The organism is Nocardia niigatensis NBRC 100131, from assembly GCF_000308655.1.
Taxonomy (GTDB): Bacteria; Actinomycetota; Actinomycetes; order Mycobacteriales; family Mycobacteriaceae; genus Nocardia; species Nocardia niigatensis.
Genome location: NZ_BAGC01000043.1, coordinates 591,695 through 616,389, shown reverse-complemented (window position 1 = coordinate 616,389; position 24,695 = coordinate 591,695). Strand labels below are relative to the sequence as shown.

17 protein-coding genes are annotated in these 24,695 nt (G+C 69.1%); 7 read left to right on the top strand and 10 right to left on the bottom strand.

Annotated elements, in window-relative coordinates; all coding sequences use genetic code 11:
* Positions 1-82: 82 nt before the first annotated feature.
* Positions 83-544 (top strand): PaaI family thioesterase, encoded by a 462-nt coding sequence (locus ON33_RS20105; protein WP_040860396.1) that lies wholly within the window; start codon positions 83-85, stop codon positions 542-544.
* 71 nt (positions 545-615) lie between these two features.
* Here ON33_RS20105 and ON33_RS20100 read toward each other — a convergent pair whose 3' ends face one another.
* Positions 616-999, bottom strand: coding sequence for a hypothetical protein (locus ON33_RS20100; protein WP_040860395.1), 384 nt, complete (start codon positions 997-999; stop codon positions 616-618).
* Between the two features lie 356 nt (positions 1,000-1,355).
* On the opposite strand from ON33_RS20100, the gene ON33_RS20095 reads away from it, so the two are divergent.
* Complete coding sequence (locus ON33_RS20095) at positions 1,356-2,951, top strand: carboxylesterase/lipase family protein (RefSeq protein ID WP_051152492.1); 1,596 nt, start codon at positions 1,356-1,358, stop codon at positions 2,949-2,951.
* A 560-nt stretch (positions 2,952-3,511) separates the two neighbouring features.
* Positions 3,512-4,081, top strand: coding sequence for a TerD family protein (locus tag ON33_RS20090; RefSeq protein ID WP_040860663.1), 570 nt, complete (start codon positions 3,512-3,514; stop codon positions 4,079-4,081).
* Here the strand turns inward: ON33_RS20090 and ON33_RS20085 are convergent, their stop codons facing one another.
* Together ON33_RS20085 and ON33_RS20080 are read right to left on the bottom strand one after the other, a co-directional pair.
* A complete protein-coding gene (locus tag ON33_RS20085) occupies positions 4,082-4,903 on the bottom strand; it encodes an SGNH/GDSL hydrolase family protein (RefSeq protein WP_040860394.1) in 822 nt (273 codons plus the stop codon).
* A 76-nt stretch (positions 4,904-4,979) separates the two neighbouring features.
* Positions 4,980-5,417: a nuclear transport factor 2 family protein gene (locus ON33_RS20080; protein WP_040860393.1), complete on the bottom strand. Its 438-nt coding sequence runs from the start codon at positions 5,415-5,417 to the stop codon at positions 4,980-4,982.
* Positions 5,418-5,583: 166 nt separating this feature from the next.
* On the opposite strand from ON33_RS20080, the gene ON33_RS20075 reads away from it, so the two are divergent.
* Positions 5,584-6,516, top strand: a complete 933-nt coding sequence (locus ON33_RS20075; RefSeq protein WP_245550596.1) for a LysR family transcriptional regulator — start codon at positions 5,584-5,586, stop codon at positions 6,514-6,516.
* 45 nt (positions 6,517-6,561) lie between these two features.
* Here the strand turns inward: ON33_RS20075 and ON33_RS20070 are convergent, their stop codons facing one another.
* From ON33_RS20070 to ON33_RS20060, 3 genes are read right to left on the bottom strand one after another with little or no spacing between them, the layout of a single operon-like run.
* Positions 6,562-8,325: an oleate hydratase gene (locus ON33_RS20070; protein WP_040860391.1), complete on the bottom strand. Its 1,764-nt coding sequence runs from the start codon at positions 8,323-8,325 to the stop codon at positions 6,562-6,564.
* 56 nt (positions 8,326-8,381) lie between these two features.
* Positions 8,382-9,239 (bottom strand): 3-hydroxyacyl-CoA dehydrogenase, encoded by an 858-nt coding sequence (locus ON33_RS20065; RefSeq protein ID WP_040860390.1) that lies wholly within the window; start codon positions 9,237-9,239, stop codon positions 8,382-8,384.
* 2 nt (positions 9,240-9,241) lie between these two features.
* Positions 9,242-9,829, bottom strand: coding sequence for a TetR/AcrR family transcriptional regulator (locus ON33_RS20060; protein WP_083869112.1), 588 nt, complete (start codon positions 9,827-9,829; stop codon positions 9,242-9,244).
* Between the two features lie 157 nt (positions 9,830-9,986).
* Between ON33_RS20060 and ON33_RS20055 the strand changes: the two genes are divergently transcribed.
* A complete protein-coding gene (locus tag ON33_RS20055) occupies positions 9,987-12,275 on the top strand; it encodes a molybdopterin-dependent oxidoreductase (RefSeq protein ID WP_040860388.1) in 2,289 nt (762 codons plus the stop codon).
* A 136-nt stretch (positions 12,276-12,411) separates the two neighbouring features.
* On the opposite strand, the gene ON33_RS20050 is transcribed toward ON33_RS20055, so the two are convergent.
* On the bottom strand, positions 12,412-13,032 hold the full coding sequence (locus tag ON33_RS20050) for a TetR/AcrR family transcriptional regulator (RefSeq protein WP_040860387.1): 621 nt from the start codon (positions 13,030-13,032) through the stop codon (positions 12,412-12,414).
* A gap of 10 nt (positions 13,033-13,042) precedes the next feature.
* Between ON33_RS20050 and ON33_RS20045 the strand changes: the two genes are divergently transcribed.
* Positions 13,043-14,503: a lipase family protein gene (locus tag ON33_RS20045; RefSeq protein WP_157184616.1), complete on the top strand. Its 1,461-nt coding sequence runs from the start codon at positions 13,043-13,045 to the stop codon at positions 14,501-14,503.
* A 173-nt stretch (positions 14,504-14,676) separates the two neighbouring features.
* Here the strand turns inward: ON33_RS20045 and ON33_RS20040 are convergent, their stop codons facing one another.
* Entirely contained in the window at positions 14,677-15,576 is a 900-nt protein-coding gene (locus ON33_RS20040) for a LysR family transcriptional regulator (RefSeq protein WP_051152491.1), read from the bottom strand.
* Between the two features lie 104 nt (positions 15,577-15,680).
* Here ON33_RS20040 and ON33_RS20035 point away from each other — a divergent pair, with 104 nt between their 5' ends.
* On the top strand, positions 15,681-16,925 hold the full coding sequence (locus tag ON33_RS20035; protein WP_051152490.1) for an MFS transporter: 1,245 nt from the start codon (positions 15,681-15,683) through the stop codon (positions 16,923-16,925).
* Here the strand turns inward: ON33_RS20035 and ON33_RS20030 are convergent.
* Positions 16,898-18,289: an aminotransferase class I/II-fold pyridoxal phosphate-dependent enzyme gene (locus tag ON33_RS20030; RefSeq protein WP_040860386.1), complete on the bottom strand. Its 1,392-nt coding sequence runs from the start codon at positions 18,287-18,289 to the stop codon at positions 16,898-16,900. The two genes, ON33_RS20035 and ON33_RS20030, sit on opposite strands and share 28 nt — an antisense overlap.
* Positions 18,286-24,636: a type I polyketide synthase gene (locus ON33_RS20025; protein WP_040860385.1), complete on the bottom strand. Its 6,351-nt coding sequence runs from the start codon at positions 24,634-24,636 to the stop codon at positions 18,286-18,288. Before ON33_RS20025 ends, ON33_RS20030 begins: the two co-directional genes overlap by 4 nt.
* Between the last annotated feature and the right edge of the window lie 59 nt (positions 24,637-24,695).

Here is a 24,695-nt window from a genome sequence, read left to right as displayed (position 1 = left end):
CCGCAACCCTCTCACCCATAATGATTCACGCTGTTGGCAATACGTCAGTAAGTTGCCCCATTTCCGGGACGAGGAGGTCCGCATGGCGAACGATGCCCCGCCGCTGAACGAGGTCGTGAACGGTGGTCTGGAGTTCACGATTCCGATCGCGCACAAGATGGGGGTGCGGGCCGAGGAGGTGCGCCCCGGCTTCGCCGCCACCACGGTGCCGGTCGAGGGCAATGGCAATCACTTCGGCGTCATGTACGCCGGCGTGCTGTTCACCGTGGCGGAGATCCTGGGCGGCGCGATCGCCATCGCCAGCTTCGACACCGCCAAGTACTTCCCCCTGGTGAAGGATCTGCAGATCTTCTTCCGCAAGCCCGCCGCCACCGATGTGCGTGCCGAGGCCACACTGTCGGACTCGGAGATCGCGCGGATCACCGAGGAAGCCGCGGCCAAGGGCAAGGCCGACTTCACCCTCGAGGCCGTGGTGACCGACGCCAATGGCGTGGTGGTGGCCGAGACCCGGGGTCTGTACCAGCTGCGCGCCCACGGCAAGTGAGCCACGCTCGGTGAGCTGAAACGGCCGGGCCCCGAGGAAAACCCCCGGGGCTCAGCCGTTCTCGCGGCGGGTCAGGCGACGATGATCCAGCCCTTGCAGCCGGTGCCGATGCTGCCGGGCCACTCCGAGCCGGACACCTCGAAGGGGATGGCCCCGGGCATCGGGGTGCCCAGGTCGATCTGGGTGGTCTGGACGGCGTAGGTGTCGGGCAGCGGGGTGCGCTGCCCGTTGATGTCGATCTTGGCGTCGTCGGTGAAGTTGCTGGAGGTGGTGATCTCCAATGTGGTCGGCGTGAACGAGTGCGCCAGCAGGGTGGTCTGGGCGCACCGGCCCTTGGAGTAGTCGAGCGTGATCCGCTGCGGGGCCGCGTCGGCGGACGCGGGTGCGGCGAGGGCGCCGGAGACGGCGCAGGCGAGCGTGGCCAGGGCGATGCGGCGGAGGTACACGGTCTTCACGAACAGAACCCCTTTCCTGTGGTCACGACAGTGAATCCCCCCTCGAACGACGACGATCATGCCGTGACCGAGCCTCCGGCACGCGGCGGACGCGCGGAGGAATCCGCGCGGGTTGCCCGGATCAGCGCACGCTGCGCCGGTCCAGGCACGTCGGGTGCGGTCCGGGTCATGGGATCCGCGTTTCCCGGACCCTGAACCGACTGTCAACGGCCGTCTCGCGGTGAGACGGCGGACGCGCGGTGACTCACCCGTACGCTGGGGGTTTTGATCGCCGCTCGAGACTATGGGCCCCCGTCCCGGACGGTCGACTAGTATCGGACGATTACGCGATAACGCTGCTGGCCCAGGAGGCTCGGGTGATCGTGCGTGACCGGGAGTGGATGGGGTGGGGAGCCGGGGCGGTGCTCTCGGTGGTGGCCCTGCTGGTGACGGTCTTCGCGGTGCACGGACCGGTGGCGCGCGCCCTACCGGCCGCCCCCGGCATCGTCGCCGTCGACAGTGGCAGCCTGCGCGGCGTGGTCGCCCCGGACTACCGGCTCTTCAATGGAATCCCTTACGCCGCACCACCGGTCGGCGCGCTGCGCTGGCAACCGCCCGCACCGGTGCCGCCGTGGCCGGGCCTCCGCGAGGCCCGCGACGCCGGGCCGAAATGCGCGCAGGACACGGGCGTGGGCGGACTGCGCTCGACCGATGAGGACTGCCTCTACCTGAACGTGTGGACCCCGCCCACGCTCCCGGCCGATGGCCACGGCCTGCCGGTCATGGTGTGGCTGCACGGCGGCGGCCTGCAAACCGGCACCGGAAGCATGTACGGCGCAGCGCCTTTGGTGTCGCAGCCGGACGGTGACGCCATCGTGGTCACCATCAACTACCGGCTCGGCACCTTCGGCTTCCTGGCTGCCTCGGGCCTGGACGAGGGCGCTGGCTCCGGGGATTACGGGCTGATGGATCAGCAGGCCGCGCTGCGCTGGGTGCAGCGCAATATCGCGGCCTTCGGCGGCGACCCGAAGCGGGTGACGGTGGATGGTGAATCGGCGGGCGGGATCTCGATCTGCGCGCAGCTGGCCACGCCCTCGTCGGCCGGACTCTTCCAGGCGGCCATGATGCAGAGCGGCCCGTGCGCCGGGCAGGCGCTCTCGGCCGCCGAGGCGGAGGGCGATGCCTGGGCGGCCGGCGTCGGTTGCCCGGGAGCCGATGCGGCGTGCCTGCGCGGCCTGCCCGCGGATGTCCTCGTCGATCGCGCGCCGGAGTCGGTGAATGTGGTGTACGGCAACGACTTTCTCCCTCGCGATCCGGTCGCCGTGCTGAAAGCCGGTGGGATGGCGCATGTTCCCACCTTCATCGGCTCCAACCACGACGAGATGGCGCTGTGGGTGTGGATGGATTACGGCAACCCGCTCGGCGCGAGGATGACCGCCGCGGATTACCCCGCCCAGCTCACGGCGAAGCTGAGCGGGGTGGATCGGGCGCAGGTCGATCGAATCGTGGCGGAGTATCCGCTGAGCGACTACGCGCAGCCCACGCTCGCGCTCACCCGGGCCTGGACCGACAAGTTCGTCTGCAACCTGGCCGACCAGGTCGGCGACTTCGGCCGCCAGAATCCCACCTACGTCTACGAATTCGACGACAGGTCGGCCCTGGCCCCGCCCAGCACCTTCCCCATGGGCGCGTACCACGCCGCGGAACTCCCCTTCCTCTTCGATCTGGTGCAGGCCGGTCCGCTCCTGCACGCCGTCATGAACCCCGCCCAGCAGCGCCTGCAGGACGAGATGCGCCGCTACTGGACCCGCTTCATCACCGCCGGCACCGCCGACCCGCAGGGCCTGCCCGCCATGCCGCGATACACCACGGCCGCACCGTCGTTCCTGTCCTTCCGCCCCGGCGGCAGCCAGTTCTCCGACACCTTCGCCGCCGACCACCGCTGCGCGTTCTGGAGCGACCTGCTGCAATAGCCACCATCGGGTCGCGTGGCGCGACAACTCGTTCATGGGTCCCGACTCGCTGACGCGAGCACTCCCGCCCGCTCGTTCAGCTCCGGCTCGTCGAGTCGACGCGGTACCCGCTCAGCCCTGGAATCGCGGGGCTTCGCCGTCAACCCGGTCCAGCGGATGCCGGTGCTGTGGGTGGAGGCCGGCTGACCCGAGACCGCTCGATTGGCCTGCCGTGCAGGTACATTCGAGGTGTGACGCTCGGTAAGGGGGAACCGTGGGCGGGGCTGGGGCCGGTGGACCCCGAGCCGGCGACGCCGCGTGCGGGCCTGGCCGCGCGCCTGCGGGCGGCGGTGCAGGACGCGCATGCCGAGGCGGTGGACGCCGCGGTCTCGCCGGACGGCATCGGGGAGGCGATGCCCCGGGATCTGATCGAACTGCTCGCCCTGCAACGCCGGATCGCCGTGATCGCCGATCAGCTCGATACGAATCCCGCTGACCCGGACGTTGATTCGGTGATCTCCGCGTCGCGGCGCGAGGACGACCGGGCCGGGCGGTTCCGATCCGGGAGGGACCGTCACGCGATGAGTGTCCGGGTGGCCAAGGGCGGCAATGTCTCGCTGTCGAGGCAGGCGCCGAACCTGACGAAGGTGGCCGTCGCCCTGGGCTGGGACGTGCGCGACACCGTCGGAGCCGATTTCGATCTCGATGCCAGCGCGCTCGCGTGCGGATCGAACCAGCGTGTCGTCTCCGACCGGCATTTCGTGTTCTACAACAACCTGCGTTCCCCCGAGGGCGCCATCGAGCACACCGGCGACAACCTCACCGGCGCGGGCGACGGCGAGGCGATCACCGTGGATCTGGCGGCGATGCCGCCGGGCATCACGAATATCGTCTTCCCCGTATCGATCTACGAGGCCGAGACCCGACGGCAGGCCTTCGGCCAGGTCCGCAATGCCTACATCCGGGTCGTGGACGCCGTCACCGGATCGGAGCTGACCCGCTTCGACCTCACCGAGGACGCCTGCACCGAGACCGCAATGGTGTTCGGCGAGCTCTACCGGTCCGGCGCCGAGTGGAAGTTCCGGGCCATCGGACAGGGCTACGCCTCCGGATTGGGCGGTATCGCAGGGGATTACGGGGTCGACGTCTGACTACGCGGGGGCGACCCCGCTGCCGGGCATCGTGACCGGATCGCTCAGCTGGACCGGGAGCGGCACCGGGCGCTTGGGCACCCGTCGGTCCCCGGAGGAGATGCCGCGCAGCCGGCGCATCACCCACGGACCCAGTGCGGTTGCCGCCCAATGGAATTCGGCTGCGATCGAGCGCAGCGCCCCGTTCTCGGGCAGGGCCGGAAGCAGCGGCCGGGTCCAGGCGTCGTTCGCGCCGGGCAGCCGCAGCGCCTCGGCCACCGCGTCGGCGATGCGCTGATGCCCGAGCGGGCTGGCGTGCAGCCGGTCGGCGTCCCACAGGCGGGGATCGGTCACCACGGGGTGATGGCCGGTCTCGGCGACCAGTACGCCGTGCCGATGGGCGGCCGCCCGCAGCCGGTCGTTGATCGCCGCGATCCGGCCGCGAATGGGCCGGGCCATCGGAATGGTCTCGGCCACATCGGGGAAGGTCAGTGTCGCCACTACCGCGCCGGTGGCGGTGAGCGCGGCGAACATGGCCTCCACGTGCCCGGCGATCTCGTCCGGATCGAAGTTCGGGCGCAGCAGATCGTTCATGCCCGCCAGCACGGTGGCCAGGTCCGGGCGCAGCGCCAGCGCCGCGTCCAATTGGTCGTCGCGGATCTGGTGCGCCAGCTTGCCGCGGACCGCCAGATTGGCGTAGCGCAGTTCGGGATTGGTAACGGCGAGTCGCTCGGCCAGCCGGTCCGCCCACCCACGCAGGCCGGTCAGGTCGTCGCCGTCGCCCACGCCCTCGGTCTGACTGTCGCCCAGGGCGACGTATCGGGTGTAGCTGCCCTCGGTCATGGCGGATCGGCCTTTCGGTGACTGTTCGTGGATCATCCCAGGAAATCGGCCGCCACGGGAGCCGGGCCGGACTCGTTCACGAGCCCGCCGCTTGGCGTTCGGCCGCTGCTGCCTCCCGTTCGATTTGCGCCACGGCCTCGGCCTGGATCCGCTCGAACTGCGCGGCCATCGCCTCCGCGAGGACCTGCGCGCCGGAGAGCGGGCGCACCATCACCGTGAACTCGTCGATCAAGCCGTCGGCGTCGACGTGCAGGAAGTCGCATCCGGTGATGCGCTTGCCCGCGACCGTGGTCTCGAAGACCAGGGCGTGATCGCTGCTGTCCGCCGCACCGATCTCCTTGATGTAGCGGAAGTCCTCGAACACCCGCATGACTCCGCGCAGGATGGCGGCGGTGATGGCCTTGCCCCGATAGGGCTTGAAGGCGACCGGGCTGGTGAAGATGACATCGTCGGCGAGCAGGGCCTCGATGGCCGCCGCGTCACGGGCTTCGACGGCCTTCCGGAACGGGTGCATGATCCCTCGATTTCAATAATCAAATCATTGTCTACCGACTTCGAACAGTAGCGCGCGGCTGACCGGAGTGTCCAGGTCATCGCTAGTCAAAAAATTGAGTATTTAGGTAGCGGTCGACGAAGCTGGCTACCGCGGCAATGCGGTGCCGGGTCAATAGACTCGCCGGGTGCGACACAAGCAGGCTGACGGCTCGATGGATCTCGCGCAGTTGCGGACCTTCCTGGCCGTCTACCGAGCCGGGTCGATCACCGCGGCCGCCGGGCAGGTCGGTCTCTCACAGCCGACCGCCACCACCCAGTTGCAGGCGCTGGAACGTCAGCTCGGCCGCCCGCTCTTCGAGCGGCTGCCGCGCGGTGTGGCACCCACCGCCGCCGCCCACGATCTGGCCGCCCGGGTCTCGGCCCCGCTCGATGCTCTGGAGTCGGTGATCGGCAACGGTTCCCCCGACACCGTCGCCGCCGTGGAACCGCCCGTGTTGCTCGGCGGCCCGGCCGAATTGCTGTCCACCCTGGCCCTGCCCGCGCTCGCGCCACTGGTGTTCGACGGCGTCCGGCTCGCGGTCAGCATCGGTCTGGCCGACGATCTGCTCGCGGATCTCCGGGTCGGCAAACTGGACCTTGTTCTCTCGACCGTCCGGCCGCGCGGCCGCGCCGTGCTCGCCGAACCCCTCGCCGACGAGGAGTTCATCCTGGTGGCCGCGCCCGAGGTGGCCGCCCGCACCGATCTGGATCGATTGCGCGCCAACGACTTCGGCGTGGCACCGCTGGTCGCCTACGCATCCGACTTCCCGATCGTGCGGCGCTACTGGCGGCATGTCTTCGGGACCCGCCTGGAAGCGGATCCGGGCCTGGTGATTCCCGACCTGCGTGCCGTGCTCGCCGCGGTCGTGGCGGGTGCCGGCATCTCGGTGCTGCCGAGTTACCTGTGCGCCGGCGAATTGGCCTCGGGCGCAATCCGGAAGCTCCACGACCCGGAGGACGCACCGATCAACACGGTCTTCCTGGCCCGCCGTGTCGGCGGCCCCGACCGCCCTCACGCGGATCGCGTCCGCGCCCGGCTGCTGGCGGCCGCCCGCGCCTGGAGCGACTGCGACCGCTGACGACAATGGCCCGGTCCCAGCGGAACCGGGCCACCGTGGCCGGGATTACTGGCCGATGATGCCGTACTGGGTGAGCAGTTCGCCGATCTCGTTGTTGCCGAGGCGCTTTGCCAGCCCGCGCCACAGCAGATCCGGGCCGGGGAGATCGATGGGATCGCCGTCGCGGAGGCGGGTCATGGCGGCCAGCAGGGCGCGGACGTCGTAGGTGGAGTTGAAGACCTCCGGGACGCCGCGTTCGATGTCGAGCAGCCGGTACGCCGCCTCCATACCGGTGCGCACCGAGTACTCGGTGGTGAAGATGCAGTCGCGGCTGGTCTCGGCGAACTGGCCGATGAAGGCGAAGTTGACCGCACCCTTCGGCACCACGTCCGGACGGTCACCGGCCTTGCGGGGCATGAAGAACGCGGTCACGTACGGCATCATGACCGGGACGCACTTGGCGGCGTTCGCGGCCAGCTCCGGGATGTCGGCTTCGGGAACGCCCAGGTGGTACAGCCACTCCTGGGTGATCTCCTCGCCGGTGCACTCCTGCATGGTCTTCTGCACGTAGTCGCCCGGCTTGTCGACGAACAACGAGTACACCCACACCACGATCTGGTCCTTGGGCTGCTGCTTGAAGTGCGGCTGCCGGTTGACCGTCCAGCTCATCAGCCAGCTGGAGTCCTTCACGGTGACGATGCCGCCGGTGACGACCTTGCCGCTGAAGGGATCCCGCTTGCAGATCTTCTGAATGTATTCGGGGATGCGCCCGTCCAGGGTGGTGACGGTGGCCGACTCCCACTTGGTCTCGGGGATGTGCGATCCGAACACGTCCGGATGGCCGAAAGCCTTGTCCTTGGCCGCGATCCGGCGCCATAGATCCCAGGCGGGAGCCGGGCCGTCGTTGACCTTGGCGGGGGTGTGGTGGTCGCCCTCGTCGGAGTTCTCGGTCAGCGAGCCGATGGTCATCAGCACCATATCGTCGGGCCCCAGGTCGACGCCGCCCTCGACGCCCTCCGAGATCCAGTGAATCCTGGTGGCCTGCTTGCGATCCGCGGCGAGGTCGAAGTCGACGTCGGTGACCGTGGTGTCGAACTTGAAGGTGACGCCCTGGTCGAGCAGCCAGCGGTACAGCGGCAGCACCAGTGACTCGTACTGGTTGTACTTGGTGAACTTCAGCGCCGAGAAGTCCGGCAGGCCGCCGATATGGTGGATGAAGCGATGCAGGTAGAGCTTCATCTCGAGCGCGCTGTGCCAGTCCTCGAAGGCGAACATGGTGCGCCAGTACATCCAGAAGTTGCTCTCGAAGAAGTCCGGCGAGAACACCTCGTTGATGCGCTTGCCCTCCATCTCCTCACGGGTGGCGAGGAAGATCTTGGTGATGTCCTGCTGTGCCTTGGCGTTCAGCGTGAAGAGGTTCTTGGTCTGGGCGCTCTGCCCGCGATTGACGGTGGCGCGCTCGAGGGAGAAGTTCGGGTCGTCCTTGTTGAGCCAGTAGAACTCGTCGAGCACGCTCGCGCCCTCGATCTCCATGGACGGGATGGTCCGGTAGAGGTCCCACAGACATTCGAAGTGGTTCTCCATCTCGCGGCCGCCGCGAATGACGAAGCCCTTCTTCGGTTCCCTGATGCCGTCGAGCGCGCCGCCGGGCAGCTTCAGCTCTTCCAGAATGGTGATCTTGCTCCCGGGCAGTTGACCGTCGCGGATCAGGAAGGCGGCGCCGGACAGCGACGCCAGACCGGATCCCACGAACCAGGCCGTCTTCCCGTCCACTCCCGCGGGCTTGCGCGGGCGGGCGAAGGCCTCGTAATTGCCACTGCTGTAGAACATGCGAATTCCTATCCCTGAAGGTGATCTGGAAGTGCTCAGCTGTCGTGGATCTCGGCTCAGTACTTGTAGAAGCCCTCCCCGCTGGCGATGCCGAGCTTGCCCTGGTCGATGTAGTTGTCCTTGAGCCACTTGGCGATTCGCTGCGCGGTCTCGTCGCTGTTGTTGATCATGATGTTGTAGGGCGTGGTCAGGCCGATGATGTCGAGGATCTGGAACGGCCCCGCCGGGGCGCCGGTGCCGATGCGCCAGGTCTTGTCCACGGCGTCGGGCTCGGCGTAGCCACCCTCGGCCAGCGTCATGGCCGCGTTCAGCAGCGGCACCAGCAGCGAGTTGAGGACGTAGCCGGCCTTCTCCTTGTGCAGCTCGATCGGCACCATGCCGATGGCGGTGGCGAAGTCCACGACGGCCTGGTAGACGGCCGGATCGGTGTCGGCGGTGCCCATGATCTCGGCGGTGTTGAAGTGCCACACCTGATTCGCGAAGTGCAGCGCCAGGAACCGGTCCGGGCGACCGGTGAAGTCCTTCATGGCGCTCGGCAGCAGCGTGGAGGAGTTGGTGGCGAAGATGGTGCGCTCGGGCGCGAGCTTGCCCAGCTTCTCGTAGGTGTCCTGCTTGATGGTGAGCACCTCGGGGATCGCCTCGATCACCAGGTCGGCGTCGGCGACGGCCGCGCCGAGATCGGAGGTCAGCGCGATGCCCGCCGCGGTCGACTCGGCCTTCCCGTCGGCGCCGCCCGGTACCGCCTGCCGGTAGACGGCGGCCAGCTTGTCGAAGCGGCCGCGCGCCGCGGTCAGGGCCGCGTCGTCGATGTCGTACGCGGTGACGTCGAATCCGCGGAACGCGGTCTGGAATGCGATCTGGGAACCGAGAACTCCGGTGCCGAGCACGGTGACCTTGCGGATCTCGATGGTCATTGTCATTGCCTCCCTGGGGATGTGAGGAATCCAGCGATTATCTGTGCGATCTGCGCCCGCAGATCCGCCATGGCGTCGTGGCCGGGATGCGCCCCGGTGGACGGTTGCACCAGTGCCAGGTGCAGGACCGCGAAGATGCTGCGTCCCGCCAGCCGGGCCTGCTCTTCCCCACGCGCCGAGGGGTTTTCGAGCAGCCGCGCGGCGATCATGGACTCCAGCCGGGCCACCAGTGCCAGGCCCTCGGAGCGGTATTTGTCGGTGGGTGAGCCGAAAAGCAGTTCACGCTGATAGGCGATGGTGTTCTCGGGCCTCCGCTCGGCCGCGCGCAGCAGCGGATCGAGCATGGCCGACACCGCTTCCGCCGGGTCGGTCCGGGTCCGGGACGCGGCAGCGCCGTCGTCCAGCGCGGTCCGCAGTTCCTCGTTGTAGACCATCAGCAGCAGTTCGCCCTTCGTGGCGGCGTACCGGAACAGGGTGCCCGCGGCGATGTCCGCGCGGTCCGAAATCTGCTGGGTGGTCACCTGATCGAAACCGTATTCAGCAAACAGCGTGGCGGCGGCTTCGAAGATCCGGGACTGCTTATCGTGCATCTTCCGTTGCCGACGTCCGACGTGTGTCGACCGTGCCTGAACGGTCATCGGGCACCTCCAACCCCGCCTTCAGAACTGAGTGGACTCAGAAATGAGCGTACTCCCGGTTATTGAAAGCGCAACCCGGGACGGTCTTGGCCGCGCGTATCTTGGTCGAATGGCGACGCATCTCACCCACTGGGGCGTTTTCGAGGCGAGCAGCGACGGGGAGCGGCTCACCGCGGTGCGACCCTGGAGCCGTGATCCCGAGCCCTCTCCGCTGATCGGGAATGTGGCCTCCGCCCAGCATCATCCGGCGCGCATCGCGCAGCCCCATGTGCGAAAAGGCTGGCTGGAGAACGGTCCCGGTCCCGCGGACCGCGGCGCGGACGAATTCGTGCCGGTGTCGTGGGAGACCGCGCTGGACCTGCTGGCCGGCGAATTGGCCAGGGTGTACCGCGATTTCGGCGCGTCGGCGGTGTACGGCGGGTCCTACGGCTGGGCCAGTGCCGGCCGATTCCATCACGCGCAGAGCCAGATTCACCGTTTCCTGAACTGCCTCGGCGGTTACGTCTCACACCGCAACAGCTACAGCCTGGGCGCGTCGACGGTGCTGCTGCCGCACATCCTCGCGGACATGGGCACGATCATGACGCGCGCCACCACGAAATCGGTGCTGGCCGAACATTCGAAGCTGGTGGTCTCGTTCGGGGGACTGTCGCCGAAGAACGCGGCGGTGGCACCGGGCGGGGTGTCCCGGCACAACGGGCGCGGCTGGATCGAGACGGCGCGCGAGAACGGCTGCCGGTTCGTCACCGTCTCTCCGCTGCGCGACGATATCCCGGCCGGCGCGGCGGCCGAGTGGATCGCGGCCCGGCCCGGCAGCGATGCCGCCCTCATGCTCGCGCTCGCCCAGGTGCTGGACGCGGAAGGATTGGCGGACAACGCTTTCCTGGACCGCTACACCGTCGGTTACGAGCGTTTCGCCGGCTACCTGCGCGGTGTGGACGACGGCATCGTCAAGGATCCGGAGTGGGCGGAGCCGATCACCGGCATTGCCGCGGAACGGATTCGGGCGCTGGCTCGGGAGATGGCGGGCACGCGCACGCTGGTCACGGTGAGCTGGTCGCTGCAACGCGCCCGATACGGGGAGCAGCCGCTGTGGCTCGGCGTGGTCCTCGCCGCCATGCTCGGCCAGATCGGCCTGCCCGGTGGCGGATTCGGACACGGCTATGGTTCGGCCGCGAATGTCGGTCTGGCCGTGCGGCTCACGTCGCCGCCGCGCCTGTCGCAGGGCGTCAACGGCGTCCACGATTTCATCCCGGTCGCGCGGATCGCGGACATGCTGCTGAATCCCGGCGCGCCCTACGAATACAACGGCGAACACCGTACGTATCCGAATATCCGGCTGGTCTATTGGGCGGGTGGCAATCCCTTCCACCACCACCAGAATCTGGCCCGGCTGCGCACCGCGTTCGGCCGCCCGGACACCGTGGTGGTGCACGATCCGTTCTGGTCGGCCACGGCCCGGCACGCGGACATCGTGCTGCCCTCGACCATGACGATCGAACGCGACGACTACGGCTCCGGGGAGGGCGACCGCTTCCTGTTCCCGATGCCCGCCCTGACCCGCCCGCACGGCGAGGCCCGCGACGACTACTGGATGTTCGGTGAGCTCGCCGAAAAACTGGGCGTCGGAAAGGAATTCACCGAGGGCCGGACGGCGCGGGAGTGGCTGCGCCACCTCTACGGCGAGTGGCGGGAGCGATTGGCCGGCCGAGGCCACGAGGTGCCCGACTACGACGAGTTCTGGGCGGGCGAATCGCTCGAGCTGCCCCTCGAGGCCGAGGAGCACATCGCGTTCGCGGATTTCCGGGCCGACCCGGCAGCGCATCCACTCCGCACCCCGAGCGGCCGGATCGAGATCTTCTCCGAGACCATCGCGGGCTTCGGCTACGGCGATTGCCCGGGGCACCCGGTCTGGCTCGAGCCCGACGAGTGGCTGGGCAGTCCGCTGGCGGCGCGGTTCCCTCTGCAGTTGGTGGCCAACCAGCCCCGAACCAAGCTGCACAGTCAGCTGGATATCGGCGCGCACAGCCAGTCCACGAAAATCTGCGGCCGCGAACCGGTCCGGCTGCATCCGGAGGACGCCGCCGCGCGCGGCCTCGGCTCGGGTGACATCGTCCGGATCTTCAATGACCGCGGCAGCTGTCTGGCCGGACTGGAAATCAGTGAAGCCGTACGGCCCGCGGTCGCGCAGCTGTCGACCGGAGCCTGGTACGACCCCGACCCCGACGACCCGACATTCTGCCGCCACGGAAACCCGAACGCGCTGACCGCCGATCGCGGCACCTCCCGCCTGAGCCAGGGCTGCACCGGCCAGCTGTCCCTGGTGGAGATCGAGCGCTACACCGGCCCGGTCCCGCCGCTGACCGTCACCGGCCCGCCCGCGATCGCCGATTGCTGAGCTCGCCGATGACTCCGGGTGGGTCGTGGTGTGGTGACCGCTGACTTCCGGGGCAGGGATGAGAAGCCGGATGTTGCATTCCGCTCCGAACCCGGCCGCCGCAGCCGACTGGCGAGTGCGCGAGCTGCCCAATGGGTTAGCTTTCGGACCCGGCGCCCGTCAGGACCATGTCGACCAGGCGCTCGACGTAAGCGTCGTCGGGGCATGGTGGCCTGGCCGCTCTGTGGGAAAAGAGGATATGGCTCAAGGCGGCGCCGGTCACCATCTCCAAAAGCGTGGTGATGTTCGTGGTGGCGGGCAGTTCGCCACGGTTGATCCCACGTCTCACGATTTCGCGGGTCGCCGCCAAACGGCTGGCACTGATCGTCAGCGTGAGTGGTTCGAGAAGCTCGGGAAACACCCGAGCGTCGAGCGCGACCCGGAGTGCAACCAATCCGGACCGAGATTGATAGCCAGCGAGCAGGTGCCGTGTCAACTCTTTCAAATCGCCACGCGTTGTTCCCGTGTCGATCGGATCGTGCAGTGGAGAGACCTGCTCGAGTGCGGCGATCAGCAGTCGGATCTTGGTCGGCCACCGGCGGTAGATCGCCGGGCGGCCGACGCCGGCCGTCTTGGCGACTGCGTCGATGGTGAAGCCTGACCAACCGGTCTCCCAGTAGACGGTCTGCACTGCGGCGAAAACCCGGGCCTCGATGCCCGGGTCTCGCGGACGACCGCGGGCAGGCGAGGCGTCCTGTGGTCGCGTCTGGGAACTCACGGACTCAATCTTGCCCGAGGATCCCCATCATCAACCGCCCTTGACTAACGGACACAAAATGTCTGTAATCAGCTCACGCGACATTCCCATGTGTCCTGCATCACTGGTCACGAGCTGTCGCGGGGGTCAATGGATGGAGTCAACCTCGATGCAAACAAGTGTCCGGGCCTGTTCGGCGGCGCTGGCGGTGGTCTGCGGTGTGCTGTTCACCGGAGTCGGTACGCCACCGGCGTCGGCAAGTCCTCCCGATGTACTGGCGCCGGCGGGTCCGTGGGGGTCGTTCTATGAACCGCCCGCTGAGTTGCCCGGTGCGGCCGGAGATGTGATCCGCGAACAACCGTTCACGCCGGTCCTGTCGGTTCCCTCGGCCACGGGAGCTTTCCCTGGCACGGCTCGGCGCATCATGTACCGCAGTGTCGACGACGCCGGTCGCGCGATCGCTGTGACCGGCACCTACTTCGAGCCCAGCACTCCATGGCCGGGCCTGAGCCGGCCCCTGGTGTCACTGGCATCGGGAACGATCGGCGAGGGGCGTCAATGCGCGCCTTCGATCGCGATGCAATCCCTGGTGCGTTACAGCCCGCCCTTCGACTTGTCGATCGCCTACGAACAGCTGGCTGTCGATTACCTGCTGGGGCAGGGGATCTCGGTCGTCTTCACCGATTACGTCGGACTCGGGACCCCGGGTCCCCACCCCTACGGCAATCGCGCCGCCTCCGCGCGGGCGGTGATAGACGCGGCACGAGCCGCGCAGCGCCTTCCCGGAACCTCGCTGAGTCCAGATGGGCCGGTGGGTTTCTGGGGCTACTCCCAGGGTGGCCATGCCGCGGCGGCCGCTGCGGAATTGCAGCCGACATACGCTCCGGAGCTGAACATGAAGGGCACCTACGCGGGAGCCCCGCCGGTGAAGCTGGACGACACGCTGGCCCTGGCGGAAGGGAGCACCCTCATCGGAGCCGTTGGCTACTTCCTCGACGGAGCGGTACGCACCGATCCGGAAATCGGTCCCGTACTCGACCGCATACTCAACGACCAGGGTCGAGCCATGATGAGCAACACCGCCGACCAATGCGTCGGTGAAACGCTGCTGAACTATTCGTTCCAGCACACCACGCAATGGACCAACACCGGCGAATCACTGGGCGCTGCGGTCACCGGCGACCCGATCGGGCGTCGCATAGTCGAGGAACAGGCCATCGGAAACCTGACCCCCGCCGCACCAGTTCTGCTCGCCTCCAACGTCAATGACGACGCGGTCCCCTACAACCGTGTTCACGACCTCGCGCAGACCTGGTGTGAGCGAGGCGTCCCGGTCACGCTCAGCACCATCGAGCTGCCGCCGATCATTCCAGGGACCGCCGTCGGTCACGGTGTCCCCGAATTCGCCAACGTCCCGGCTGCCGCCGCATGGATGATCGATCGATTCAACGACGTCGGAATCCTTGATCAGGTGAATTGCGAACAGAAGTAGTGATCGCAGAGGTAGCAATGGATTGTGACGTATCGCCTGATGAGGATTGACTCGCTGAGTTTGCCTGCGGTACAGGGTGGCCGGCTTGGCGGCCGGCCACTTCGCGTTCCCGACGCCCTGCTCCGACTGCGGCTACGCGAGGCGGACATCGGGCGGTGGCGAGGCCGAAAACCTTACGTCCAGCCGACTTCGCGACGACGACCGTGTGTCCCGCTCGCGGTGAGGGCCTCGATGACGGTGCGGGCCGCGTTGGACGGTGTGCGCTCGGCGGCATGGCCGACGCACAGCTTCCAGGGCAGCGGCCGGGGTGCGAAGTCGCAATAGGGCACACCGGGGGAGAGCCTCGCGACGGACTTCGGGATGAGCGCCACCCCGAAGTCCTTGGCGGCCAGTTCCAATGCGAAGGCCTGGTCGGCCACCTCGATGACGGGATGGCGGCCGGAGAAGAGGTCGTCGGCGATGGTGCGGATGCCCCAGCCCGGCGGGAAGTCGATGAAGCGAACGCCATCCAGGTCGGCGGCCCGGAAGGAGCGGCTCGCCAGCGGATGACCGGGCGCGGTGCACAGCACGAGGGTTTCCTCGACGATGAGATGGGTGGTGATGCCGGGGAATTCGCTGCTCATGCCCGCGAGCAGCGCCAGTTCCAGCGAATTGTCGCGCAGCCCGGCCACATTGCCCGCCATGCCGGAGATGCTCTGCCGCATTTGCAGGGTGACCGCCGGAAACCGCTGGTGCAGTTCGGCGATGATGCCCGCCAGGTCGAAATTGTGAACGTTCATGAGGTTGCCGATGACCACCTCGCCGCGGATCTCGCCGCGCGCCGCGTCGATGGCGTCCACGATGTCGCGGCGGGCGCGCAGCAGGGTGCGGGCGGGGGCGACCATGGCCCGTCCCGCCTCGGTCAGCTCCAGGGTGCGCGGGGTGCGGTCGAACAGGCGCACGCCGAGTTCGTGCTCGAGCTTGGCGACGCTGGTGGAGACGGCCGATTGCACCAGGTTCAGTGTCCGCGCCGCGGCGGTGAAGGACCGGTGGTCACAGCAGGCCAGGAAGCATTCGATCTGGCGCAACTCCATGGACAGAGCCTACCCATGGCATCTAGTTCATAGATGGCAGTATCTAAAACCATCGCTTTTGTTGATCCGTTCGCGCGCCCCACCATGAACTGGTGATCGATTCGATGACCGCCGCGCCCGCGCGGCCTGTGCGCGAGACCGCGCTGACCCGCACGACCGTGTTGGTGTTCGCCGTGACGGCGGGCTCGTCGGCGGCGGGCAACTACTATCTGCAACCCCTGCTGCACGAGGTCGCCGGGGATCTGAACATCTCCACCGCCACCGCGGCCCTGCTGGTCAGCGCGGCCCAGATCGGCTACCTGTGCGGCCTGGCCCTGCTGGTGCCGCTGGGCGATTTCCTGCACCGCCACCGCATGGTCCCGGTACTGCTGCTGGCCTCGGTTGCGGCCCTGCTGGTTTCGGCGTTGGCGCCGAACTTCGGCGTCCTGTTCGCGGGGGTGGTGGCCACGGGTGTCGCGGCCTCGGCCGCGCAGGTGGTGGTGCCGTGGGCCTCGGCGCTGGCCGATCCGGCCCGGCGCGGGCAGGTGGTCGGCACGGTGATGAGCGGGCTGCTGCTCGGAATCCTGTTGTCGCGGGTGCTGTCCGGGGCGGTGGCGCAGCTGGGCGGCTGGCGCGCGGTGCTGCTGGTGGCGGCCGGACTCCAGGTGGTGATGGCGGTGAGCGTCTATCTGCTCGCGCCCGCCACGCCGCGGGCGGCCGCGGGGGAGAGCTACCCGCAGGTGCTGGCCTCGATCCTGGGCCTGGTCCGCCGGCACGCGGTGCTGCGGCAGCGCATGACGCTGGGCTTCATCCTCATGGCCTGCTTCTCGGCGGTCTGGACGGCCATCGCCTTCCTGCTGTCCGGCGCGCACGGAAGCGATTACCACTACGGGGAATTCGCCATCGGCCTGTTCGGCCTGGCGGGCGTGGTCGGGGCGCTGGGCGCGCCGGTGGTCGGCCGGCTGGCCGATCGGGGGCACCTGCGCCGCGTCACCACGCTGACCTGGCTGGTGCTGCTGGCGAGCTGGGCGCTGATGGCCTGGGGCGGGTACAGCGTGCTCGCGCTGATCGCCGCACTGGTGATCTTCGACTTCGGTATCCAGGGCGCGCATCTGACCAATCAGAGCGCCATCTACGCCCTCGATCCGGCCGCGCGCAGCCGCCTGACGACCGCCTACATGGTCACCTACTTCCTGGGCGGCGTCGCGGGTTCGGTGACCGCCGGGGTGGCCTACGAGGCGGGCGGCTGGGCAATGGTGTGCGGAATCGGCGTCGCCGCAACGGTGTTGGGCCTGCTGCTGTGGGCGGTGTTCGCACTTCGCCCACAGCGGGCGGGCCTGGGTCAGCCCGCCATGTCGGCGGGCAGCTGACCGGACATGGTGATGGCCTCGGCGAGCAGGTCGGCCGTCGAGATCAGTTGCCGCTCGGTGTGTTCGGAGGTAAGGAAGAAGCGCAGCCGTTCCTTGCCCGCCGGAACCGCCGGGGCCGAGATGGCCCCGGCATACACGCCGCGCTGCAGCAGGTGGGCCGAGACGAATCCGGCCCGGATCTCGCCCGGCACGATGACCGGCAGGATCGGGGTGCCCTGGGAGTCACCGAGATTGAGCTCCCGTTCCCGTAGCGCCGTATCGAAGAGTCGCGCGTTGTCCCACAGCCGGGTGACCCGCTCCGGTTCGGCCTCGAGCACATCGAGCGCGGCCATGGCGGCGGCGATGCCCGAGGGCGCGGGCCCGCCGGTCAGCATGGACACGCCGGGTGCGCTGGACTTCATCGCCCCGATCAGGTCGGCGTCGGCGGCGATGAACCCGCCGACGCTGCCCAGCGCCTTGGACAGGGTGCCCATCCAGATGTCCACGTCCGCCCCGGCCATGCCGTAGTGCTCGCGGATGCCGTGCCCGGTGGGTCCGAAGACGCCGAGCGAATGGGCCTCGTCCACCATGACCGCGCAGTCGAATTCGCGTGCGACGGCGGCGAGTTCGGCGACGCGGCCGACGGTGCCGTCCATCGAGTAGTGGCCCTCGACCACCACCAGCGCCCGGTCGAACCCGGAGCGCGACATCTTCAGCACCGACCGCAGCGAGTCCGGGTCGTTGTGCCGGAAGTTGATCCGGCGGCACCCCGCCCACTGGGTGCCCGACACCACGCTGCCGTGAATCAGGCTGTCGCAGAAGGCCACATCGCCCTCGCGCAGCAGGAAGCCGATGACGCCGGCATTGGTGAGGTAGCCGCTGGTGGTCACCATGGCGTCGCCCACGTCGTAGATGCCGGCCAGCCGCTGTTCGAGCTCGCCGTAGAGCGCGATCTCGCCGGAGACGATCCGGCTGGCCGACGCGGAGGCGCCGTACTGGTCGAGCGCGTCCTGGGCGGCCCGGACCACCCGGGGATGGCTGGACAATCCCAGGTAGTTGTAGGCGCTGAAGTTCACCAGCTCGGTGTCCAGCGCCCGGATCACGGTGTCGTTCGGGCTGGTTCGCGGCAGGAAGACCGGGTTCGGCATCCCCGACCGGCCGTAGAGGGCGTCGATGGCAACCCGCTTCACCACGGCCGCGGCGACGTCGGGGTGATCGGCGAACTGGCGGCCGGGGCCGCGCGGGGTACGCGCGCCGGACCGGCCGGCCGGCGGCGCGAAGCCGGTGGACACGGCGCGCTTCACCGCGGGCGCGGTGCCCGTGGTCTCCTTGATCCCATTGCCCGCCAGGAGTTTCCGGGCAAGATCGCGTGCGGACTCGCTCATGCCGGCACCACCTCGGTCACTGCCGCCGGCTGTCCGGCTTCGGTCGCGCCGACCAGGAGTTCGGCCGCACGGGCGCCGGCCTGCTGGAGGGTGAAGGATCGCCCGACCTTCATGGCCATCAGGTCCACACCGAGCGTCTTGCTCACCAGCGCACCGAATTCCACCGCCATCAGTGAGTCCAGACCCAGTTCCGGCACCGGCACGGACAGATCGATGGAGTCGGCGTCGACGCCCATCACCACCGCCAGCTGTTCGGCGAGCATGTGCGCCACCACGTCCGCACGCTTCTGCTCGTCGAGCTCACGCAGGGCCGCCACCAGGTGGGAGGCGGCCGAATTGTCCTCGACCGCGGCGGCGATGCGTTCGGCGGTGCGCCCGGTCATGGCGTACCAGGACACCGTCGAGGCCACCCGGGACCAGTCGATGGGAATGATGGACGCCTGGTGGTGGATGCCGAGTTCCAGTGCCTTCTCCAGGTATTCGGCGCCCTCCTCCATGCTGATCGGGTCGAATCCGGCGGTGCGCAAATAGCGGGACACGTATTCGTCCTCGGCCATGCCGCCGCCGGACATGTGACCCCAGCCGACCGACAGCACCTTGCCGCCCTCGCGCGCCACCACGTCGGCGGTGGCGTCGAGCGCGAGATTTGCTGCGGTGTAGGCGAATTGGCCGATGCTGCCGAAGATGGCGCTGCCGGAGGAGAACAGTACGAACATGTCGAGTTCCGCCCCGGCGGCCTCGATGCCGTGCCGCAGCGCGATCACGCCCTCGGCCTTGGGCCGGTACACGGTGGCGAGGCTGTCCCGGCTCATGTCGGGGACCCGCTTGTCGTCGATCGTGCCCGCGGTGTGGAAGACACCGCGCAGCGGATGTCCGGCGCTGTGCGCCCGCGCGATCACCGCGGTCATGGCGTAGGTGTCGGTGACGTCCACCCGCTCCTCGACCACCTCGACGCCCTGCTCCTGCCAGATCGCGAGCTGGGTCCGGGCGGCCTCGGTGCGCGGACCGCCGCGCCCGACCAGGGTGAGCCGCCGTGCGCCCAGCCCCACCAGCCAGCGGCCCATGGCGAGGCCGAAGGCGCCGAAGCCGCCGGTGATCAGGTACCGCGCCGCCGGGTCAACGATGACCGCCGGAATCATCGGACGCACCTGCGGCGCCGCGGACTCCAGGCTCACCGCGATGCGGCCGAAGTGCGCCGACCGGGCCACGTCCTCGAACGCCTTGGCCACGTCGGCCGTGTCGTACAGCTCGTAGGGCAGGTACCGGTAGGTCCCGGCCGCCAGCTTCTCGTGCACGCCCTGGACCAGTTCGCCGGTGGCCCGCCGCTTCAGGGCGAGCATGCGATCCAGGTCGAAGGAGTGGTAGGAGAGGTTCTTGTCGAAGTACCCCAGATCGAGGACGCCGCCGCCGTAGATGTCGGCCTTGCCGATCTCCACGATGCGCCCGAACTCGGCCACCGCCTTGAAGTTCCGGCGCAGGATCTCCCCGGGCGCGGTGCTGATCACCACGTCCACGCCGCGACCGTCGGTGAGGCCGAGGACGTCGTCGGCGAAGTTCAGCGAGCGGGAGTCGAGCGCGTGGTCCGCGCCCTGCGACAGCACATAGGCTCGCCGCTCGTCGCTGCCCGCGGTGCCGATCACGGTGGCCCCGTGCAGTTTCGCGATCTGCACGGCCGCCGAGCCGACGCCGCCGGCCGCGCCGTGCACCAGCACCACGTCGCCGGCCCGCACCCGAGCCAGTTCCAGCAGCGAGTACTCGGCGGTGGCGAAGGCGACCGTGCTGGTGCACTGTCCGATCTCGGTGTGCTCGGAGACCCGGGTGACCAGGTCGGCGTCGGTGGTGTGGAAGCGGGAGATCATGGCCTTGGAGGTCAGGAACACCCGATCGCCGACGGCCAGATTGTCGACCTCGGCGCCGATCCGGACGACGACGGCGTCGGCCTCCATCCCGGGTTCGGTGCCGTAGAAGGTGCCCGCCATCTCGCGCTCGCCGAGCACGCCGATGACCTTGAGCGGGTCCTTGTAGCCCAGGCCGATGGCCTGGATCCGCACCTCTACCTCGGTGGCGCCCGGGGCGCGCCGGTCGCAGCGCCGCCACGCCAGCCGGGACAGCACTCGCGACTTCGGCAGCTCCAGGCGGAAATTCGCCTCCGGATCGGTGAGCGGTTCCGCCCGGTCCAGGGCCTCGAGCCGGTCGGGCAGGGTGGCCGCGACCACCGTTACCCACCGCAGGCCGTTGCGCAGTACCACCTCGTCGGCGTGGTCGTAGGTGAAGGCGCCCGCGATGGCGAGCTCGGCCATCAGATCCGCATCGGCCACATCGGGATCCACGTCGACCAACCGCCAGCGCAGCCGCGACTGCTCGTTGAGCAGGACCCGGCGGGCGCCCGCCAGGGCGGCGTGGGCCGGGTCGGGTGCGGCATCCTCGTCCGGGTGCGCGAAGGCGCGCTCGGTGACGAGGGTGGCGTGCAGGGTGCCGTCGCCGGTCATGGGGATCTCGACGGCCCGCTGTTGCAGCCAGTCCTCGAGGAAGCCCTCGACGGTCACCGCGATCCGGCGCAGCGTCCAGAGCGCGTCCAGGTCGGTGTATTCCGAGCCCGCGACCAGCACGACGTGTGTGCGCTCGACACCGGTCAGCGCCACGATCTGCTGCAGGCGTTCGCGCACCACGGCTTCCAGGTCGGCGCGGGTCGGATCGCCGACCGCGAGCACCTCACCGTGGGCGGTGGCGCCCGCGATGACACCGGCGCGCGGTCCGGCCTCGGTGGCGAGGTCGATGGCCAGGGTGTACGCGGTCTCGGGGGACGGCAGCGTGCTGACGTCCACGGGTTCCCGCATGTCCCAGCGGTTTTCGTAGAAGTAGTCCGTGAGCCGTTGCAGCGCACCGCGATCCGGGTTGATGGCTCCCAGCCGCAGTCCGATGATTCGCATGACCACGTTCTGCTCGGCGTCGAGCAGGTCGTAGTCGCAGGTCAGGTCGGCGCCACTGTGCAGCCGCGCCACCACCGTCACCTGATCGGGGATGGGCGCGAAGACTCGCACCCCGTCCACCGCGACCGGAACCAGCGCGCCCCGTTCGGCATTCGGCGCGGCGGCGAGGACCGCGCCGAAGCACTGCACGGCGGCGTCGACCACGGCCGGGTGGGCGAGGTGGCCGCTGTCGCGGGCGATGGCGCCGTCCAGGGTGGCGACCACGGTATTGCCGGACACCCGCAGCTCGGTGGCGCGGCGGAAGGCCGGCCCGTAGTCGAGGCCGCGCGCGGCGAAGGCGGTGTAATAGGCGTCCGGGTCGATGACGAGCATCTCCTCGAGCACCGGCAGATCGGCCTTGGCGGGCTCGTAGACGCCCTCGACCAGGCGGCCGGTGGCATTGACGGTCCAGTTGACGCTCGCGGGTTCGCGGGAGCGGATCGTGAAGCGCCGCGTGGATTCCTCCACGTGCAGTTCCACCACCGGCGCCATGCCCTCGTCCACCACCAGCGGCGCGAGGAAGCGGACCTCCTCGACGGCGACCCGCGTGGACTCGGTGCGCACCGCGGCCGCGCTCAGCGCCGCGTCCAGATAGGCCGCGCCGGGCAGGATCCGGGAGCCGCCCACCACGTGGTCGGCCAGCCACGGCAGGTCGCCCACGCTGAGCTGAATACGCCAGGCCGTGGTCGGGTCCTCGAGCGTCGGATCGCCGAGCATGCGGTAGCCGCCGGGGGTGCCGTACTTGAGCTGCTGCAGGCCGAGTAGTTCGACACGCAGCCGGGTGCGCTGCCACGGGTAGCGCGGCAGGTCCACGTGCGGGGTGACGGCCGTGCCGAAGAGGGCGTCGATGTCGAGCACGCCCGCGGCGTAGAGTCCCGCGACGGTCTGGCGGATGCTCTCGTCGTCCTCCTGCTTGCGGTTCAGCGTGGCGACGGTGGTGCCGGTCTCGCCCGCGCCGATGAGGATCTCGCGAATGTTGGCGCCCAGCACCGGATGCGGGCCGACCTCGAGGAATACCCGGCTGCCCGCGCCGACCAGCTCGGTGACGGCGTCGGCGAAGCGCACCGGCTGCCGCACATTGGCGCACCAGTACTCGGCGTCCCAGTCGCCGGCCGTGACGCGGGCGCCGGTCACGGTGGACCACAGGGGAATTCGCGGATCGGCCAGCTCGAGCCCGGCCAGCGCGGTGCGCAGCTCGTCGAGGATCGGATCCATCAGGTAGCTGTGGTAGGGCACCTCGACCTGTAGTCGGCGTGCGAAAACGCCCTGCTCGGTGAGGGATTCGGCGATCTCGTCGAGACGCTGCTCCTGCCCGGCCAGGGTGACCGCGCTCGGGCTGTTGACGGCCGCGATGCTGACCAGCTCGTCGCCCTCGATCAGTTCCAGGGCCGCGGCCGGGGGCAGGCCGATGGCGAGCATGCCGCCCGAACCGGCCGTGGTGGCCTGCAAACGCGCCCGGTGATAGCTGACCAGCAGCGCGTCGCGCAGCGAGAGCATGCCCGTGACATAGGCGGCCGACACCTCGCCGACGCTGTGGCCGACCACGGCGGCGGGCCGGATGCCCAGCTCGTCGAGCAGCGCGACCAGCGCCACCTGGATCAGGAAGTTGGCGGGCTGGGCGACCGCGGTCGAGGTGACCCGCGACTCCTCCTCGGGCCGCAGCAGTTCCTCGACGATGGACCAGCCCGAGATCTCCCGGAACACCGCGTCGATCCGCTCGGCCTCGGCGGCGAAAACGCCACCGGCGGTGAGTAGTTGGCGGCCCATGGCCCACCACTGCGGTCCCATGCCGGTGAAGACGCAGACCGGTTCGGGTGTCTTGCGGGTGATCACCTTGGCGGTGCGGCCCTCGCCGGCGGCGAAGTCCACCAGGGCCCGCACCAGGCCGGCGTCGTCGCCGAAGGTCAGGCCCGCGCGCACGATGTGGTGGTGGCGGCGCGTCCACGCCGCCTCGGCCAGCCGCGCGGGCTCGGCGCCGGCCGCGATGAGTTCGGCGTAGCCGCGCGCCAATTCGCGCGCGGCGGTGTCGGTACGGGCCGAGATGGGGAGCACGCCGAGGTGCCGGGGCTCGCGTGCCGGCGTCGCCACCGGGGCGTATTCCTGCAGGATCACGTGCGCGTTGGTGCCGCCGTATCCGAAGCCGTTGACCGCCACTGTCATTCGCGTATCGGGCGCGACCGGCTCCGCGTCCAGCTGCAGGGTCAGCCCCAGCTCGTCGAACGGGATGTCCGGGTTGGGCTCGTGCAGCCAGCCCTGCGGCGCGATGGTCCGGTGGGTGATGGCCAGTGCCGACTTGATGACACTGGCGATGCCCGAGGCCGCCTCGGTGTGCCCGAGCTGACCCTTCACCGAGCCCACGCCCAGCGGCGCGGTGCGCCCGTCGACCCGCCCGTAGGCCCGCCCGATGGCCCGCAGTTCCAGCGGGTCGCCCACCGGTGTGCCGGTGCCGTGCGCCTCCACGTAGGTGACCTCGTGCGGTGCGATGCCGGCCCGCTGGGTCACCGTCCTGGCCAGTTCCTCCTGCATATCGGCATTGGGGACGGTGATGGCCGTGGTGCGCCCGTCCTGATTGGAGCCGGTGGCCTTGACCACCGCGTAGATCCGGTCCCCGTCGCGTTCGGCGTCGGCGAGCCGCTTCAGCACGACCATGCCGGAGCCCTCGCCGCGCCCGTAGCCGTCGGCGGCGGCGTCGAAGGGCTTGCTGCGGCCGTCGGCGGCCAGGAAGCCGCCCTTGCACATGGACACGAAGGTCTCGGGCTGCAGCAGCAGGGTGACGCCGCCGGCCAGCGCCATGGTGCAGTCGCCGTTCTCCAGCGCCTGGCAGGCCAGGTGGAAGGCCACCAGCGACGACGAGCACGCGGTATCGACGGTCAGCGCGGGACCGATCATATTGAGCGCGTACGCGATCCGGTTGGAGAGCATGGTGTAGGACGCGCCCGCCGCGGTGTGCATGTCCACCCACGGCAGTGTCGCGGTGGAGCAGGACATGCCCAGTTGGTCGAGGGTGAAGGCCCCGACGTACACGCCGATCGGCGCGCCCGAGACGCGCCCGGCGATGCCGGCGTCGTCCAGGGCCTCCCACGCCACCTCGAGGATCAGCCGCTGCTGCGGGTCCATGGCGGCGGCCTCGCGCGGCGAGATGCCGAAGAACTCGGGGTCGAAGGCCCACGGATCGCCGGTCATGAAAGCGGCCCGCTTGGTGTACATGCGCCCCGGAGTGCGCTTGTCGGGGTCGTAGTACCGGCGGTAGTCCCACCGATCCGGCGGGATCTCCACGACCCCGTCGCCCTTGTTGATGATGAAGTCCCAGAACGATTCCGGTGAATCGATACCACCGGCGTAGCGGCACCCGATTCCGACAATGGCAATGTCAGACACTACGTCTCCTCGGCAAAACAGCAACGAACCTGGTAATCCCCCCGCGAACTGCGGAAATG